This window comes from Lentzea jiangxiensis (assembly GCF_900104175.1).
Classification (GTDB): domain Bacteria; phylum Actinomycetota; class Actinomycetes; order Mycobacteriales; family Pseudonocardiaceae; genus Lentzea; species Lentzea jiangxiensis.
The window spans coordinates 59,459-75,752 of sequence record NZ_FNIX01000013.1 but is presented as its reverse complement, the minus strand read 5'-3'; the positions used below and the strand labels follow the sequence as shown (position 1 = coordinate 75,752).

The window sequence follows — 16,294 nt, the reverse complement described above, 5'->3', positions numbered from 1 at the left end:
GCCCGAGATGCCACCTCAGAACACCTTGACGATGCGGTCGATGCCCTTCTCGTCGCGCACCACCAACTCCCTGCCCTCGCGCATCTGCGCTTCCAGGAACTCGTAGAGCTGCACGGCCCGGTTGACGATGTCGACCTTCTTCATGCCGGTCCGCGCCTGGAGCTTGCCCAGCGCCGCCGCGGAGTCGGCGATCAGCGCGACGTTCACCCGCTCGACGACAGCCGGCTTGCCGGGGTTCTTGGAGGTGCTCATGCCTCCATCCTCGCACCCTGCCACATCGCAGGCTGATTTTTTACACAGAAAATGTGGCAAATCGGTTGCGTAAGGTCACCGTGCCGCCGTTATCCTGAGGCTGGACCGTGCGCGGATCCGGAGTGCGGCTTGGGGCGGGGGAACCGAGCCGCAGGCAGCTCCGCGTGACGCGGCGTCGTCAGGTGACGACACCGCCGAGGTCCCCCCGGTCGCCGCGCTCAAGTCGGGCGCAACGGCGTGCCGTCGGGTGAAGGGAACACTTGTGAACACAGGTGTTGTGGTTCCGGACCTGGGCGAGCCGGAGCCGAACGACGAGCCTGGCGACACGGCGCAGCTGCGCATCGAGTTCGATGACAAGGCCGTGGACGTGAGAGGACCGTCGAGCCGGTTGCACGAGCTGACCGACTCGATGTCGCTGACCGTTGCCACCGTTGGTGGTGCGGCCGGTCCCACGCTGGCGTTGGGAGCACTTCCCGACGGAACCCCGGTGTGGCTGACGGGTGCCGTGGCCGGCGCGCAGCTGGTGTTCCTGGCGTACGTGGTCACGACGATCTTCGTGCGGCAGCGGCGGACCCGGTCCGCCTGAGCCGGGGGGCGCCTCGCACGGGGCGCCCCTCGAGGCGTCGAAGCCCCGCGGACTCGCAGCCCCGCTTCACACCCCACCGGTCATGATTGGCCCAACCGGCAGCTGAGGGTGAGGTACCAGTGGCAGTCACCATCCGCGACGTGGCTCGAAGAGCGCACGTGTCGGTGGCCACCGTTTCGCGTGCGCTGACGTCCCCCGACCTCGTGCGGCCGGAGACCAGGGCCCGGGTCCTCGCCGCCGCCTCCGACCTCGGCTACCAGCCCAACCGGGCCGCGCGGGGGCTCATCACCGGCAAGACCGGCAACATCGGCATCGTCGTGCCCGACCTCGGCAACCCGTTCTTCACGGGCGTGCTCAAGGCCGTGCAGGCGCGGGCGATGCAGGCGGACCACGCGGTGTTCGTGGCGGACAGCGACGAGGACCCCGTCCTCGAGGCGAAGCTGGTGCGCGCCATGGCGAAGCAGGTCGACGGCGTCGTGCTCTGCTCACCCGGCCTGGAGGACTCGCGGGTGCACGAGGTGGCGGGGGTGACCTCGCTGGTGCTGCTGAACCGGCGGCTGCCCGGTGTGCCCGCGGCGTTGATGGACTCGGCGGGGGGAATGCGGTCGGTCGTCGACCACCTCGTCGCATTGGGACACCGGCGGATCGCCTACCTCAACGGGCCTCGCACCTCCTGGTCCAACCAGGAGCGTCGCCGCGGGCTCGCGGAAGCCGTGGCACGGCACGGGGTGCACCTCGCCGACCTCGGGCCGTTCGCGCCGCGCTACGAGGGCGGGCTGCAGGCCGCCGACCTGGCGGTGGCGGCCGGCACGACGGCGGTCATGGCCTACAACGACGTCATGGCGCTCGGGGTGATCGCGCGGTTGCGCGACCGCGGCATCTCCGTGCCCCGCGACGTGTCGGTGACCGGGTTCGACGACCTCGTGTACGCGGCGCTGAGCTCCCCCGGCCTGACGACGGTGGCGATGCCGGTGGCGCAGGCCGGGCGCACGGCGGTGAACCTGCTGCTCGACCGGCTCGGCGCGGACGGGACCGGGGCACCGCAGGTCGTGGCGGAGACGCAGCTGATCGTGCGGGGCACGACCGCGCCGCCGCGGACGTGACCGCGAACGCAAGGCGGCCCCGGCGAGGGCGTCTGGGGGGAGTACGCCGTGACCGGGGCCGCGAAGCGGCTGGCCCGAGGGGGAGGGGGCCTGGTGCCGCTTGGTGTCCCACTCTGCCCTGAGCGGAAGGAATCCGCCAGGGTGGATGTACCTGTTTTTGGATTTCTCGTACGTACGGGTTACTCGTAGAGCCCTTCGTACAACGCAGAGTGAAGTCGATGAACGACGTTTCGTTTGACCTTCAACGTTGGCGTCAGTTCTCCCTCCTCCTGCGACAGATCCCTGCTGAGCAGCACGAACTTCTTCACTTGCGAAACATTGGCGAAGTGCGAGTTCGCTTCGTCGACGACTTCCTGCACGAGCGCTCGCACTTCCGGGTGACCCACCAATGATTCGACGTCGGAAGGCAAACCGCGGGCCGTCGCCCACGGCACGATCTCGTCGGCGTCGAGTGTGATCAGCGCCACGCAGTAGGGCTTGCGATCGCCGAACAACACCGCGTGCGAGATCCAGCGGGACTGCCGCAGCACGTTCTCCACGTTCGCCGGCGCGATGTTCTTGCCGCCCGCGGTGATGATGATGTCCTTCTTGCGCCCGGTGATCGTCACGAAACCGTCCGCGTCGATCTCGCCCAGGTCGCCGGTGTGCAGCCACCCGTCCCGCAGCGTCGCGGCCGTGGCCTCGTCGTTGCGCCAGTACCCGGCGAAGACGTGCGGGCCGCGCATGAGCAGCTCACCGTCCTCCGCGACCGTCATCTCCAGTCCCGCCACGCCGGTCGCGCCGACCGAGCCGAGCTTGAAGCGCTCAAGGGTGTTGATGGTGCCCACGGCGGTCGACTCCGTCATGCCGTAGCCCTCCAACACCGGCACTCCGGCGGCGTGGAAGAACTGGAGCACTTCCTCCGAAATCGGCGCGGCACCGGAAAGGGCCTGCACGAGCCGGCCTCCGAACACCGCGCGCACGTTCGCGAACAACGCGTCGGCCTGTTCGAACGCCGCCGCCATTTCCGGCGGGACGGGTTCACCGGCCGAACGACGCCGCCGCACCTCCAGTCCCAATGCCACGGCCTGCGCGAGCTGGTCGGCGGGCACGGCCGAGGTGACGAAGGTGTAGATCTTCTCGAAAATGCGCGGCACGGACGGCAGGAAAGTGGGCCGCACCTCGGCGAGCTCCGGCACGACCGCTTTCACGTCACCGCCGAAGTAGGCGAGCGCGCCACCGCGGTACATCGTCGCGAACATGGTGATCTGCGCGAAGACGTGGGCCAGCGGCAGGAACAGGTAAACGGTCCCGATCATCGCGTCGATGCGGGTCTCCTCCGCGACCCGGCAGAGCGCGACCCAGTTCGCGCTGGTGAGGACGCAGCCCTTGGGCGGGCCGGTGGTGCCCGAGGTGTAGATGATCAGGCTCGGGTCCTCCGGCCTGATCACGGCCCGGCGCGAGTCGAGCTCCGCGGCGAGCGGCGAGGTGCGGCCGTCGTCCCGCAGCCCGGCCACCGTCGGCCGGTCGCCCGCGGGGTCGATCGTGAGCACGGTGTGCAGCTCGGGGAGCTCGGCGCGGACGGCGTCGACCTTGGCGCACTGCTCGGCGTTCTCCCCCACCACGATCGACGCGCCGGAGTCGCCCGCCACCCAGGCGATCTCCTCGGACGTGGAGGACGGGTAGACCGGCACGACGACGCCGCCGGCGGCGAGCACCGCCAGCTCGACGGCCGTCCACTCCGGACGGGTGTTCGCGAGCACGCACACCCGGTCGCCCGCCCGGAGTCCGGCGTGGACGAACCCGGAAGCGAGGTCCAGCACCAGCTCCGCGACCTCGGCGTAGGTCTGCTCGTGCCACCGCCCGTCCTTCTTGAACCGCCACGCCACCGCGTCGCCGTACGCCTGCTCCGCGAGGAACGGCAGGTCGGCTATCCGGCGGACGGCTCGCACCGCGGTCGGGCTGGTGACTCCGGCGGTCATGGCGGCTCCTCGAAGGCGCTGGTGTCGGCGGAACTTCAGGCAGGGGAACTTCAGGCGGGGAACTTCAGGCGGGCACGACCTGCACGCGGGTGCCGTTCAGCACGGCGGTGCCCGAGAGCGGGTCGATGCGCAGGTCGTCGGTGAGGAGGTTGACGTTCACGCCGGCGTGCTCGCGGGCGACGGTGAGCCGGGTGCCGGGCTGGTCGTGGCCCCAGCCGTGCGGCATCGAGACGACGCCGGGCGCGATGTCGGCGGTGACCTCGACCAGCACCTCGACCTTGCCGACGCGCGAGGTGACCTGGGCGGTGGCGCCGTCGGCGAGACCGATCCGGACGGCGTCGGCGGGGTTCACCAGCAAGGTGCACAACGGCTTGCCCTTCACCAGCGCGGGCACGTTGTGCATCCAGGAGTTGTTGCTGCGCAGGTGCCTGCGGCCGACCAGGACCATCTCGGTCTCGGGCGTCCGCAGGGCCGTGAGCACGCGCGGCAGGTCGTCCACGATCGGCTTCGGCGTCAGCTCGACCTTGCCGGACGGCGTGCGCAGGATCTCGGGCAGCCGCGGGGTGAGCGGGCCGAGGTCGATGCCGTGCGGGTTGTCGAGCAGCTGCCGCAGCGAAATGCCGTACGCGCCGGTGCGGAGCTTGAGGTCCAGCAGGCGTTCCTCGCGCGTCTCACCCTCGGGTTCGAAGTCGGCGCCGGCCTTCTTCTTCAGCTCCGCCAGCTGGAACGCGGCGACCGCGTCGAGGTCGGCCGCCGGGCCGAGGCCGCTGAAGATGGTCGCGAGCCGGAAGAAGATGTCCGTCTCGTCGACCCTGCCCTCCTCCAGCGGGATGGCCGCGCGCGAGTACTTCGCGACGTTGCGCGTGGAGTTGTTGAGGAACGCGATGTCGTAGTGGTCGCGGCGGGACGGGGGAGGCGTGGGCAGGACGACGTCCGCGTGCCGCGTGGTCTCGTTGAGGTACGGGTCGACGCTGACCATGAAGTCCAAAGAGGACAGGGCATCGTTCACGCGGGCGGAGTTCGGCAACGACAGCGCGGGGTTGCCACCGATCGTGAACAGCGCCCGCACCCGGCCCTCGCCGGGCGTCTCGATCTCGTCGGCCAGCGTGACGGCCGGGAACTCCCCCATCACCTCGGGGTGTCCCTTGACCCGGCTGTGCCAGCGCCCCGTCGTGAACCCCTTGCCGCGTCCGGGTCCGCGCCCGCCGTGCGCGGGCAGCGGCCACATGGCGCCGCCGGGCCGGTCGAGGTTGCCGGTCAGGACGTTGAGGACGTCGACGGCCCACGACGCGACCGTGCCGAACTCGATCGTCGTCGTGCCGATGCGGCCGTAGACCACGGCGCGGTCCGCGCCCGCCAGTTCCCGTGCCAGCGCACGGATCGTCTCGGCGTCGACGCCGGTGCGTCCCGCGACCGCGTCCGGGCCGAACGGCTCCACGTGCGCGCGGATCACCGTGTGGTCGGTGACGTGCCCGGCCAGGTCCCGCAGGTCCACGAGGTCCTGCGCGAACAGCTCGTGGACCAGCGCCAGCAGCAGGAACACGTCCGTGCCCGGCCGGATCACCACGTGCTGGTCGGCCGCCTGCGCGGTGCGGCTGCGGCGCGGGTCCACGACGACGAACCGGCCGCCGCGCTTCTGCAGCGCCCGGAAGCGGCCCGGCGCGTCCGGCACCGTCCACAGGCTGCCGTTGGACGAGAACGGGTCGGCGCCCAGCACCAGCATGAAGTCGGTGCGGTCGATGTCCGGCACGGGGATCGAGAAGACGCCGCCGAACATGTGCCCGACCTGGACGTGCTTGGGCATCTGGTCGACGGTGCTCGCGGTGAAGACGTTGCGGCTGCCCAGCGCCTTGCGCAGCGGTCCGGCGTAGAGGCCGCCCGCCAGCGAGTGCACGACGGGGTTGCCGAGGTACAGGGCGACCGTGTCGCGGTCCGGGAAGTCCTTCAGGCGTTCGTCGACGTGGGCGAACGCCTCCTCCCACGTGACCTCCCGGAACTCGCCGTCGCGCTTGACCAGCGGAACGGTGAGCCGGTCGGGGTCGGCGTCGAGCGCGCCGAGGGAGGCGCCCTTGGGGCAGAGGAAGCCCTTGCTGAACTCGTCCTCGCGGTCGCCGCGCACCCTGGTGATCCGGTCGCCCTCGACCGTCAGCTCCAGCCCGCAGGTCGCTTCGCAGAGCGGGCAGGTCGTGAACACCGTCTTCATGCGTCCCCTCAAGTCAGCTTGTTACCAACGAGTACTAGTCGCCCGCCGCCGGGCGCAACCGCCCGGCCGAGGTCAACCCGAACAGCTCACTCACCGCTCGCGCGATCATGTGCGGCCGAGCGAGGACGTGCTCGAAGCGGAACCCGATGACGGCTCGCGAACCACCGAGAAGACCCGTGAGGGCAACGGATTCGTCCTGGTCGGCGCCGTGGCAGACGATCCTGCCGAACGGCGCCAGCGCGTCCAGCGAGGCCGTGAGGGCACCTCCCGGGTCGAGCACGACGTCGACCTGGACGCCCTCGTTCGCCCCGACCACCCGCGCGGCCAGCCCGTCCCGATCCGAGTCGACGGCGACGTCCGCGCCGAGTTCCAAGGCCCGGTCGCGGCCGGCGGGGGTGGACTCGGTCGCGACGACCCGTCCGGCGGCGAAACTGCGCGCCAACTGGACCGCGATGGCACCGATCTCGCTCGCGGCGTCGTGCACGACGATCGACTCGTCCGGCCTGAGATGTGCGCACGTGCGCAGGAGGTGCCACGCCGTGATGCCCGCTCTCGCCAGCGCCAGCGCCTGCGCGTCGGTGACGCCCGCCGGGACCGGCAGCGCGAGACGGCCGGCGACCACCAGCACGCGGCGCCCGTCCTCCACGCGGACCTCGTCGACCGCCTCGGCTGTGCGCATGCGGTCCACCTCACCGGCTGGGCGGGACGCGCTGTAGTGCGGGTTCCACAACAGCTAAGAACCGGCGCTGCTCGGAGACCGGTAGTAGGCGAAGGCGAGGTTCGCGAGAGTGGTCAGTTCGGACGATTCGTACTCCTGCACGTACGCCAGCGCGAGGCCGACGCGGCGGGGAACCGGCCGACCTCCCGCTCCAGCAGGGGCCGGACGGCCCGGCGTGCGTCGTCGAGCAGGCTTCACCCGGTCGTGGTCATCCGGCGAACGTACCGACCTGCGGAGTGGGCCCGGGCGGGTACGTCCTGTGAAGGCGTATGGCCAACACGGGTGCACGGGTGGAGCATGTGTGGGTGAGCGCCGCACTTCGCACCGCCGTCACCATCGTCGCGGTCGCGGTCGCGTACTTCGCGACCGCGCAGGTCGGCCTGGTCCTGGCCCTCGTGGAGGGTCAGGTCACCCCGCTCTGGCTGCCGACGGGGATCGCCGTGGCGGCGCTGCTGATGTCCGGTCGCCGGATCTGGCCCGGCATCACCCTCGGCGCGTTCGCCACCAACCTCACCCTGGGCACGCCCGTCGCACCGGCCCTGCTGGTCACGGCCGGCAACACGGCGGCCCCGCTGCTCGCGTGGTACCTGCTGACGCGGTTCGGGTTCCGCCCCGCGCTCGACCGGCTGAAGGACGCGCTGCTGCTCGTCTTCGCGGGTGCGCTGGGCGCGATGCTGATCAGCGCACTGATCGGCACGGCGGCGCTGGGGATCGGCGGCGTCGTCCCGTGGAGCGACGTGCCGGCGGTCGTGTCGGTGTGGTGGACCGGCGACGCGATGGGCGTGCTGGTGTTCACGCCGTTGCTGCTCATCCTGCCCCGGCACTGGCGCGTCCCGCCCGCCCGGATGGCCGAGGCCGCGGCACTCCTCGCCGCCACCGCCGTGATCGCGTCGTGGGTGACGACGTCGGGGTCGCGGCTGCTGTTCCTGGTGTTCCCGATGCTGATCTGGGCGGCGTTGCGGTTCCAGCACGCGATCGCCGCGCCGTGCGCCGTGATCATCTCCCTGGCCGCCGTGATGTCCGCCGCCGCGGGGAGCTTCGCCACCGGCGACCTGCCGACCACGATGATCGTGCTGCAGGCGTTCAACGGCTCGGTGGCGCTGACCGGGCTGATCCTGAGCGCCATCACCAGCGAGCGCGACGAAGCCAGGCGGACCGTCGAGCACGCGTGCGAGCAGCTGGCCGACACCGTGGCGCGCTACCAGGAGGAAGGTGTGCGCGAGCGGCTCGGCCGGCTCGTGCCACCGGCCTGACGCGGCGGCCGGGTTCAGCGGCTCCGCATCCCGTCCAGCACGCGGGCGAGCTCCAGCCGTGAGGAGACGTGCAGCTTCGCGTAGATCCGCGACAGGTACACCTCGATCGTGCGCGGGCTGTAGTGCAACGCCGCCGCGATGTCCCGGTTGCGCATCCCCTGCTGCACCAGCCGTGCCACGTTCTCCTCGGCCTCGGTGAGCAGCCCCGGCGCCTTCGACCTCGCCCTGGGCACCTTCGCGCCCAACGCCCGCAGCCTGCTGCCCGCCCGGCGCCGCAGCCCGTGCGCCCCGAGGCGCTGGAACGTCGTGTACGCCTCGACCAGCGCCGGCACCTCGTCGTCGCAGACCTCCCCCAGCGCGAGCCGGGCGCGTGCCTCCTCGAACACCAGCCCGCCCTGCGCGGCCTCGGACACCGCCTCCCGCAACGACTCCCCGTCCCGGCGCACGATCCCGCCGATCCGGCGGAGGGTGGTGCGCGACCACGGCGACACCCTCGCGGGCGCCACCTCGGTCAGCCTCGCCCACGCCTTCTCCGCGGCCTCCGGCTGCCCGCGCTCCAGGTCGGCCTCGATCATCCGCGCGATCAGCACGCACGAGTAGGCGGCCTCCAGCCGTGCGCCCGCATTGTCTTCCAGCAACGCACACGCCTCGTCGACCTCACCGCGCGCGATCAGGTACTCGGCGAGCGACACCGCGTGCAGGCGCGAGATGTTCACCGACCGCGGGGCGGGCAGCGTCGCGAGCCGCGCGGCGACGTCGAGCTCACCGCGCCACGTCCTGATCGACAGCTCGACCGCCTGCAGCACCCCGAGCGCCTGGTCGGCCTGCGCGGCCTCGACGTCGGGCCGCCACCGCCCGATGCCGTCCAGCGCCTCGTCCCACCGCCCGCCCAGCCAGTCGAGCGCGACGCGGGCCGCGACCCGTTCGGCGCGGAAGCCGTGCGACCCGACCTGCTCGGCCAGTTCCCCGGCCCGGCGCAACCGCCAGGACGCGTCGTGCACCAGCCCCGCCAGCGCCGTCGTCGAGGCGCACACCGACAGCGCCTGCAGCTCCAGCACCGGCTGCCCGTCGCTGCACGCCAGCGCCCGGTTCGCGAACTCGACCGTCTCGTCGTGCCGGAACACCAGCGACGTCAGCATCGCGAGGTGCTCGAAGACGATCACGCCCTCGGCCGGTGAGCTGATCGGCAGCGCCTCGACCCTGGCGATCTCGCGGACGGCGTCGTCGTGCCGGCCGTTGTGGACGAGCAGCACGGCGCGCAGGGCCTGCAACGACGCGGGCGCGCCGGCCCGCGCGACCTCGACGTCCGCCAGCGCCATGGCTTCCCCGGTCCGTCCGACCGAGAACAGCGACGCGATCACCGCCGTGGCGACCCGCGCACGTTCCGAACCGTCCGGGAGCGACTCCAGGGCGGCCAGTCCCGGTTCCACGGCCTGCGCGGGCCGTGACGCCCGAGCCAGCACCCGGCACCGCAGGGCCAGCAGGCCGGCTCGCTCGGACGCGGTGCGCGGCAACAGCCGCAGCGCCTTGGCGCACAACGCTGCCGCGGTCTCCGGCGCGGACCCGCGGGCCTGCGCGGCCGCCTCCGCCAGCACGCCCACCGCCACCCGGTCACCGGGCACGGCGGACTCCGCGAGGTGCCAGGCGAGTTGCAGGAGGTCGACCGGCAGGCCCCGTTCCCGGTCGTCCAGCAGCCGCGCGGAGATCACCGAGTGCAGGTGCCGCCGTTGCGCGGGACCCACCTCCTGGTAGAGCGCCTCACCGACAAGAGCGTGGGAGAACCGATAACCGCGCTCGTCGTCGTGCACCACGATGTGCACGCGCAGCAACTCGTCGAACGCGGCGACCACGGTCTCCTCGGGCAACGACGCCACGCGAGCCAGCAGGGAGATCTGGTCGAGCCGCACTCGCCGGAACACCGCCACCGCACGGGCGACGACGCGGACCTCGCCCTCCAGCGGCGCGACCCTCCTGAGCAACGCCTCCCGCCGGGTCAGCCGGATCGCGTCCGGCGGCACCGCGAGCCGGGCCCGGTCCCCCACGACCGCCACGAGGTCCAGCTCGCGCAACGACCGGGCGATCTCCGTGACGAAGAACGGGTTCCCGTCGGCGCGCTGCCGCACCTCGCGCGCCAGCCCGTCGTCCACCGGGGTCTCGAGCACGGCCTCGACGATCCGGGCGACGTCCGCACCCGACAACGGGGCCAGTTCGAGGCGCAGCACCTCGGCGTGCTGCTCGACGCGGTCCAGCCGGCCGTCCTCGGCCGACCGGCTCGCGGTCACCACCACGAGCGGCGCCGCCGGCACGCGCCTCAACGCGAGCCCCAGCAACGCGAGCGAGTCGTCGTCGACGTGGTCGAGGTCGTCGATCAGCACCGCGGCGGGCCGTGGGGCGGCGAGTCCGGTGAGCAGCCGCACCACCCGGTCGCAGGCCCGCCCGAACCACGCCCCGGAGTCCTCGGTGATCTCCAGCCCGGCCAGGACCTCCGCCCCGAGCCCACCGGGCGGCAACGACCGCACCAGCGCCGCCACCGCCCCGTACGGGATCCGCCTGCCGAGCACGTCCGACGCCGACGCGAGCACCGGGCAGCCGCGCTCCCGCAGCAGCCGCGCGATCTCGGCGAGCAACGACGTCTTGCCGATCCCCGGCTCACCGCTGACCCGCACGAGCACGAGCCCGATCGCCGGTGCCTGCTCGACCAGGTCGAGCACGGCCCGCAACTCGGGTTCGCGGCCCACGAGCGTCGCGGCACGCGGCAGGGTGTCGGCGATGACGGCCTCCCGGCGGTGGTCTGCCCGAAGTCTTCCACGGCCGACCACCGCCGGAGGCGAGACGCGACCCACACCCCGGCGCGTGGCCCGCGACGCCGCCCATCGCGTGCAGCGCGTGCACGACCCTGATGGGGTAGGAAGGGGTATGGATCCGGTCAAGGCGTTGAAGCAGGTGGCCTTCCACCTCGAGCGGGCGGGCGAGCCGGCCTACCGCGTCCAGGCGTTCCGCAACGCGGCCGCCGTCCTCGCCGGTCTCGACCCCGCCGACGTCGAGAAGCGGGCGAAGCTCGGCACGCTCACCGACCTCAAGGGCGTCGGCAAGTCGACGGCGGGGGTCGTGCTGGACGCCCTCGCCGACCGCGAGCCCGCCTACCTCGCGAAGCTGCGGCACGTCGACATCACCGGCGGCGAGGAGATGCGCGCGAGGCTCAAGGGCGACTGCCACGTGCACTCCGACTGGTCCGACGGCGGCAGCCCGATCAGGGACATGGCCGAGGCCGCGCGCGACCTCGGCCACGAGTTCATGGTGCTGACGGACCACTCGCCGCGGCTGACCGTCGCCAACGGGCTGAGCCGGGACCGCCTGGAGGAGCAGCTCGAGGTCGTCGCCGAGCTGAACGCGGAGCTGGCGCCGTTCACGGTCCTGACCGGGATCGAGGTCGACATCCTCGACGACGGCTCGCTGGACCAGGACGAGGACCTGCTGGCACGGCTCGACGTCGTGGTCGCGAGCGTCCACTCGAAACTGAAGATGCCGCGCGCCGAGATGACCCGCAGGATGGTCAACGCGGTCAAGAACCCGCACGTCGACATCCTCGGCCACTGCACGGGCCGGCTGGTCGTGGGCAAGGGCCGCCCGGAGTCCCAGTTCGACGCGGAGCAGGTCTTCGAGGCCTGCGCCGAGCACGGCACCGCGGTCGAGATCAACTCACGGCCGGAACGCCTCGACCCCCCGCGCCGGTTGCTGAGCCTCGCCGCGGACGCCGGCTGCACGTTCTCGATCGACAGCGACGCGCACGCGCCGGGCCAGCTCGACTGGCTGAACTACGGCTGCGCACGGGCCGAGGAGTGTGGTGTCACGCCGGAGACGGTGATCAACACGAGGCCCGCATCTCGTCTGCTGTCCGGATGAGGTGCTCGTACCACGACACGAGCGGCCCGGTGTCGGCGAGCGCCCGGGTCAGCGCGACCCGGCACAGGTCCCGGACGGGTTCGGGGTCCCAGTCGGCCACCAGCGAGTCGAACGAACCCAGCGCGCCCAGCGCGTACCGCTCCAGCCCGGCGCAGATGGGCACGACCGTCCCGTCGGCCTTCACCACCAGCGGGTCGGCCCGCACGAACGCCGTGGGATCGGCTCTGAGCAACGCGGCGGACGTGACGTCGAACTGGACCTCGACGGCGTCGTCCTCGGCGACGCGGCCCAGTTCGACGGCCGCGTAGACCAGGTCGACGCGGTCGACGCCGTGCGGCCGCACGCGGACCTTGCGCGCACCCTCGCCCACGGCCTCGGAGGCCAGGCCGCGCAGCAGCGGCACGTTGTCCGGCACGAGGTCGATCAGCACCGTGACCCGGTGCCCGTCGGCGGCGTGCGGACCCACCTCGTCCAGCGCGACCACGAGCTCGGCTCCCGGCACGGCGGTGAGCCAGCGCGGGTCGTGGACCTCGACTCCCATACCTGTGCGGAGCGCCCAGGCGGCCGGTGGATACGTCGGCCGCGCAACCACCCCTGAGGGGGATTTTCCGGCCGTTCACCCAGTGGCCGTCCCACGATCACCGCACAGGGCTCATTTGAGCCCTACCCTTCCGACGGCCCACGTCCGCCCACCACACCGAGGACAGGCATGTCACGTCGCAGGGCTCCCCTGGCCGTGCTCTCCACGGTCATCGTCACAGCGGCCACCCTCACCGCCTCCACCGCGGCCCAGGCCGCCACGACCACGTTCACGCCCACCGCCGACACCTACGTCGACAACGGCTCCACCGGGACGAACCACGGCACGTCCGGCCAGCTCGGCGTCGACAACTCGCCGGTCAAGCGGTCGTTCATCAAGTTCACCGTCTCCGGGGTCAGCGGCGCGGTCAGCAACGCGAAGCTGCGCATCCACACCGACGACGTCTCCGGCTCGGAGAGCCCGAACGGCGGCTCGTTCCGGGCGATGTCGAACGTCAGCTGGACCGAGACCGCGGTCACCTGGAACAACCAGCCGGCGATCGACGGCGCCACCCTCGGCTCGCTCGGGCAGGTGGTCCGCAACGCCTGGTACGAGGTCGACGTCACCGGCTACGTCACGGGCAACGGCACGTTCAGCATCGGCGTCACGTCGAGCAGCACGGACGGCGCCGACTACGACTCGCGCGAGAGCGGCTCCACCGCGCCGCAGCTCGTGGTCACCAGCGGGACGACGCCGCCACCCGGCGACCCGGTCTGGGTCGGCGCGGGCGACATCGCCGACTCCGGCTCCGGTGACACCGCCACCGCCGCGTTGCTGGACACCATCCAGGGCACCGTGTGGACGACGGGCGACAACGTCTACCCGGACGGCACCGCCTCGCAGTTCAGCACCTACTACGAGCCCACCTGGGGCCGCCACAAAGCGCGCACCAGGCCCTCACCGGGCAACCACGACTACCACACCAGCGGCGCGACGGGGTACTACAACTACTTCGGGGCGCAGGCCGGTCCGTCCGGGCGGGGCTACTACTCCTACGACCTCGGCAACTGGCACATCGTGTCGCTGAACTCCAACATCAGCATGGCCGCGGGCAGCGCGCAGGAGCAGTGGCTGCGGCAGGACCTCGCGGCGAGCACGAAGCCGTGCACCGCGGCGTACTGGCACCACCCGCTGTTCACCAGCGGGGCCAACCACGCGCCCTCGACGGCCACCAGGCCGTTGTTCCAGGCGCTGTACGACGCCAACGCCGACCTCGTCGTCTTCGGCCACAACCACCAGTACGAGCGCTTCGCCCCGCAGAACCCGAGCGGCGGGCTGGACAACGCGCGCGGCATCCGGTCGTTCGTCGCGGGCATGGGCGGCGCCGGTGCCTACGGCTTCGGCACCATCAGGCCCAACAGCGAGGCCCGCAACACCGGCACCCGCGGCGTCCTGAAGTTCACGTTGCACGACACCAGCTTCGACTGGCAGTTCGTCCCCGAGGCGGGCAAGACCTACACCGACAGCGGCACCACCCACTGCCACTGACGGACTGCTGGAGGCCGGCGTGTACCTGTCCACCCTCGACAAACCCAGGACGGCGAACTGGAAGGGGCTGAGCGGCAACGTCTTCGCGCTCGGCACGGTCAGCCTCATCACCGACGTGTCGTCGGAGATGGTGGCCGCGGTCCTGCCGCTGTACCTGGTGATCGGCCTCCAGCTCAGCCCGGCGGCGTACGGGCTGATCGACGGCGTCTACACCGGCGCCACGACGCTGCTGAGACTCGCCGGCGGCTACCTCGCCGACCGGACCCAGCGACGCAAGGCGGTCGCGGGCTTCGGCTACGGCCTCTCGGCCGTGGCCAAGCTCGGGCTGCTGGCCGCCGGGAACTCGCTGACCGCACTGGGGCTCGTCATCACCGCGGACCGCGCGGGCAAGGGCCTGCGCACCGCACCCCGTGACGCGCTGATCACCCTGTCCACCCCCAGCGGCGACCTCGGGCGGGCGTTCGGCGTGCACCGGACCATGGACGGCATCGGCGCGTTCGCCGGACCGCTCGTCGCGATGGCCGTGCTCGCGGCGTCGGCGCAGTCGTTCGACGCCGTGTTCGTCACCAGTTCCTGCATCGCCGCGTTCGGCGTGCTGGTCCTCGTGCTCTACGTGCGGGACCGTCCGGAGCCGTTGCGGCGCAAGGAACCGCTGAAGCCCGCTCTGCTGAAGGACCCGGCGGTGCGCAGGATCGTGCTGGCCGCGTCCCTGCTGGGCCTCGTCACGATCGGCGACGGGTTCGTCTACCTGTTGCTGCAGAAGCGGGAAGGGCTCGCGTTCGGCTGGTTCCCGCTGCTCGCCGTCGGCACGAGCCTCGTCTACCTGCTGCTCGCCGCACCCCTGGGCGCGCTCGCCGACCGGATCGGCCGGCTCAAGGTCATGCTGTGCGGCTACGGCGCGCTCACGCTCGTCTACCTGTTGCTGCACGGGCCGATCGGCGGCTGGCCGCTGCTGGTCGCGGTCGTGGTGCTCTACGGCGTCTTCTACGCCGCCACCGACGGCGTCCTGATGGCACTCGCCGGACCGGTCCTGCCGGAACGCCTGCGCACCACCGGGATCGCGCTGATCCAGAGCGGACAGGCCCTCGCGTACCTCGGCTCGTCCGTGCTGTTCGGCCTCGCCTGGCAGTTCACGAGCCCCGAGACCGCCACCAGGGCCGCCGCGGTCGCGGTCGTCCTCGCCCTGGTCACCACCGCCGTTCTGCTCCGAAGAGGTCGCAAGTGGACAAACGCCTGATCGTCACCCTGGCCGCGGCCGTGCTGCTCGGCGGCGTCGCCACCGGCTACACCGCGCTGTCCGGTGCCGCTCCCGAGGACGCCGCGCGGTCGGTTCCGGCCGGTGCCGGGCCACGGCTGATGGTGCTCAGCAACGGCAAGCTGTCCACCGTGTCCCGCAGCGACCCGGCGGGCTCGCGCGAGGTCACCGAACAGCGTTGCGACCGCGCGTACTCCGCCGCGGGCACGATCTCCTGCCTGCGACCGGTCGGCGCGCTCAAGGCGGGCGAGCTGGCCGTGCTGGACAGCGACCTCAAGGAGCTGAAGACCGTTCCGCTGACCGGGTTCCCCAACCGCACGCGCGTGTCGGCGAGCGGCCGGATGGTGGCGTGGACGCTGTTCGTCGACGGACATTCCTACGCCGCCAACGGGTTCTCCACGAGCACGGGCATCCTCGACACGAAGACCGGCGCGCTGGTCACGTCGCTGGAGGAGTTCGCCGTCGAGGGCATGCCGCAACGCCCCGTCGACACGAACTACTGGGGCGTCACGTTCACCTCGGACGACAACCGCTTCTACGCCACCATGTCCACCGGCGGGCACCGCTACCTGCTGGAGGGCGACTTCGCGGCGCGCAAGGTGAAACCGCTCGGCTTGGACGACGTCGAGTGCCCGTCGCTGTCCCCCGACGGCACGCGCATCGCCTACAAGAAGGCGGTGGACGGCGATCCGCAGAAGGGCTGGCGCGTCTCCGTCCTCGACCTCGCGACGCGGAAGGTCACCGAGCTCGCCGAGACCCGCAGCGTCGACGACCAGCCGGCCTGGGTCGACGACAGGACCGTGGCGTACGGCATCCAGCGCGACGACGGCCTCAACGACGTGTGGGCGGTGCCCGCGGACGGCTCAGGCGCCCCCGCGGTGCTCGTTCCAGAAGCCAGTTCGCCGGCACCGATCACCTAGCGAGCCGAGAGGATCAGGCAAGAGCGCGCCAGCATCGACCTGCCATCACCCCTGTTCAAGCTGATCTGATGG

General features: G+C 71.8%; 13 protein-coding genes. 7 read left to right on the top strand and 6 right to left on the bottom strand.

Annotated features, from left to right (window positions below; translation table 11 throughout):
• Positions 1–15 precede the first annotated feature (15 nt).
• Positions 16–252: a ribbon-helix-helix domain-containing protein gene (locus tag BLQ91_RS27695; RefSeq protein ID WP_090101331.1), complete on the bottom strand. Its 237-nt coding sequence runs from the start codon at positions 250–252 to the stop codon at positions 16–18.
• 262 nt (positions 253–514) lie between these two features.
• Between BLQ91_RS27695 and BLQ91_RS27690 the strand changes: the two genes are divergently transcribed.
• Positions 515–838 (top strand): hypothetical protein, encoded by a 324-nt coding sequence (locus BLQ91_RS27690; protein WP_143022842.1) that lies wholly within the window; start codon positions 515–517, stop codon positions 836–838.
• 119 nt (positions 839–957) lie between these two features.
• Positions 958–1,941 (top strand): LacI family DNA-binding transcriptional regulator, encoded by a 984-nt coding sequence (locus BLQ91_RS27685; RefSeq protein ID WP_090101327.1) that lies wholly within the window; start codon positions 958–960, stop codon positions 1,939–1,941.
• 179 nt (positions 1,942–2,120) lie between these two features.
• Here BLQ91_RS27685 and BLQ91_RS27680 read toward each other — a convergent pair whose 3' ends face one another.
• From BLQ91_RS27680 to BLQ91_RS27670, 3 genes are all read right to left on the bottom strand, one after another.
• Entirely contained in the window at positions 2,121–3,902 is a 1,782-nt protein-coding gene (locus BLQ91_RS27680; RefSeq protein WP_090101325.1) for an AMP-dependent synthetase/ligase, read from the bottom strand.
• 64 nt (positions 3,903–3,966) lie between these two features.
• On the bottom strand, positions 3,967–6,105 hold the full coding sequence (locus BLQ91_RS27675) for a molybdopterin oxidoreductase family protein (RefSeq protein WP_090101323.1): 2,139 nt from the start codon (positions 6,103–6,105) through the stop codon (positions 3,967–3,969).
• Positions 6,106–6,139: 34 nt separating this feature from the next.
• Complete coding sequence (locus tag BLQ91_RS27670; protein WP_143022841.1) at positions 6,140–6,784, bottom strand: zinc-binding dehydrogenase; 645 nt, start codon at positions 6,782–6,784, stop codon at positions 6,140–6,142.
• Positions 6,785–7,128: 344 nt separating this feature from the next.
• Between BLQ91_RS27670 and BLQ91_RS27665 the strand changes: the two genes are divergently transcribed.
• Entirely contained in the window at positions 7,129–8,076 is a 948-nt protein-coding gene (locus BLQ91_RS27665; protein WP_218130435.1) for an MASE1 domain-containing protein, read from the top strand.
• A gap of 14 nt (positions 8,077–8,090) precedes the next feature.
• Here BLQ91_RS27665 and BLQ91_RS27660 read toward each other — a convergent pair whose 3' ends face one another.
• A complete protein-coding gene (locus tag BLQ91_RS27660) occupies positions 8,091–10,919 on the bottom strand; it encodes a helix-turn-helix transcriptional regulator (protein WP_218130434.1) in 2,829 nt (942 codons plus the stop codon).
• A gap of 73 nt (positions 10,920–10,992) precedes the next feature.
• Between BLQ91_RS27660 and BLQ91_RS27655 the strand changes: the two genes are divergently transcribed.
• Positions 10,993–11,979: a PHP domain-containing protein gene (locus tag BLQ91_RS27655; protein WP_090101315.1), complete on the top strand. Its 987-nt coding sequence runs from the start codon at positions 10,993–10,995 to the stop codon at positions 11,977–11,979.
• On the opposite strand, the gene BLQ91_RS27650 is transcribed toward BLQ91_RS27655, so the two are convergent.
• The gene (locus BLQ91_RS27650; protein ID WP_090101313.1) at positions 11,942–12,520 is read right to left on the bottom strand and encodes a hypothetical protein; all 579 of its coding nucleotides are present in this window, start codon (positions 12,518–12,520) and stop codon (positions 11,942–11,944) included. The genes BLQ91_RS27655 and BLQ91_RS27650 overlap by 38 nt on opposite strands.
• Positions 12,521–12,688: 168 nt before the next feature.
• Here BLQ91_RS27650 and BLQ91_RS27645 point away from each other — a divergent pair, with 168 nt between their 5' ends.
• The 3 genes from BLQ91_RS27645 to BLQ91_RS27635 are packed head-to-tail and all read left to right on the top strand — an operon-like array spanning position 12,689 to position 16,222.
• Positions 12,689–14,047, top strand: a complete 1,359-nt coding sequence (locus BLQ91_RS27645; protein ID WP_090101311.1) for a CBM96 family carbohydrate-binding protein — start codon at positions 12,689–12,691, stop codon at positions 14,045–14,047.
• 19 nt (positions 14,048–14,066) lie between these two features.
• A complete protein-coding gene (locus tag BLQ91_RS27640; protein ID WP_090101309.1) occupies positions 14,067–15,284 on the top strand; it encodes an MFS transporter in 1,218 nt (405 codons plus the stop codon).
• Positions 15,269–16,222 carry a TolB-like translocation protein gene (locus tag BLQ91_RS27635; protein ID WP_090101307.1) on the top strand — a complete coding sequence of 318 codons (954 nt, stop codon included), beginning with the start codon at positions 15,269–15,271 and terminating at the stop codon, positions 16,220–16,222. Before BLQ91_RS27640 ends, BLQ91_RS27635 begins: the two co-directional genes overlap by 16 nt.
• Positions 16,223–16,294 lie beyond the last annotated feature (72 nt).

Coding starts and splice junctions, on each gene's coding strand:
- BLQ91_RS27645 (WP_090101311.1), top strand. CDS start 12,689: ATGTCACGTCGCAGGGCTCCCCTGGCCGTGCTCTCCACGGTCATCGTC.
- BLQ91_RS27695 (WP_090101331.1), bottom strand. CDS start 252: ATGAGCACCTCCAAGAACCCCGGCAAGCCGGCTGTCGTCGAGCGGGTG.
- BLQ91_RS27680 (WP_090101325.1), bottom strand. CDS start 3,902: ATGACCGCCGGAGTCACCAGCCCGACCGCGGTGCGAGCCGTCCGCCGG.
- BLQ91_RS27675 (WP_090101323.1), bottom strand. CDS start 6,105: ATGAAGACGGTGTTCACGACCTGCCCGCTCTGCGAAGCGACCTGCGGG.
- BLQ91_RS27670 (WP_143022841.1), bottom strand. CDS start 6,784: ATGCGCACAGCCGAGGCGGTCGACGAGGTCCGCGTGGAGGACGGGCGC.
- BLQ91_RS27650 (WP_090101313.1), bottom strand. CDS start 12,520: ATGGGAGTCGAGGTCCACGACCCGCGCTGGCTCACCGCCGTGCCGGGA.
- BLQ91_RS27655 (WP_090101315.1), top strand. CDS start 10,993: ATGGATCCGGTCAAGGCGTTGAAGCAGGTGGCCTTCCACCTCGAGCGG.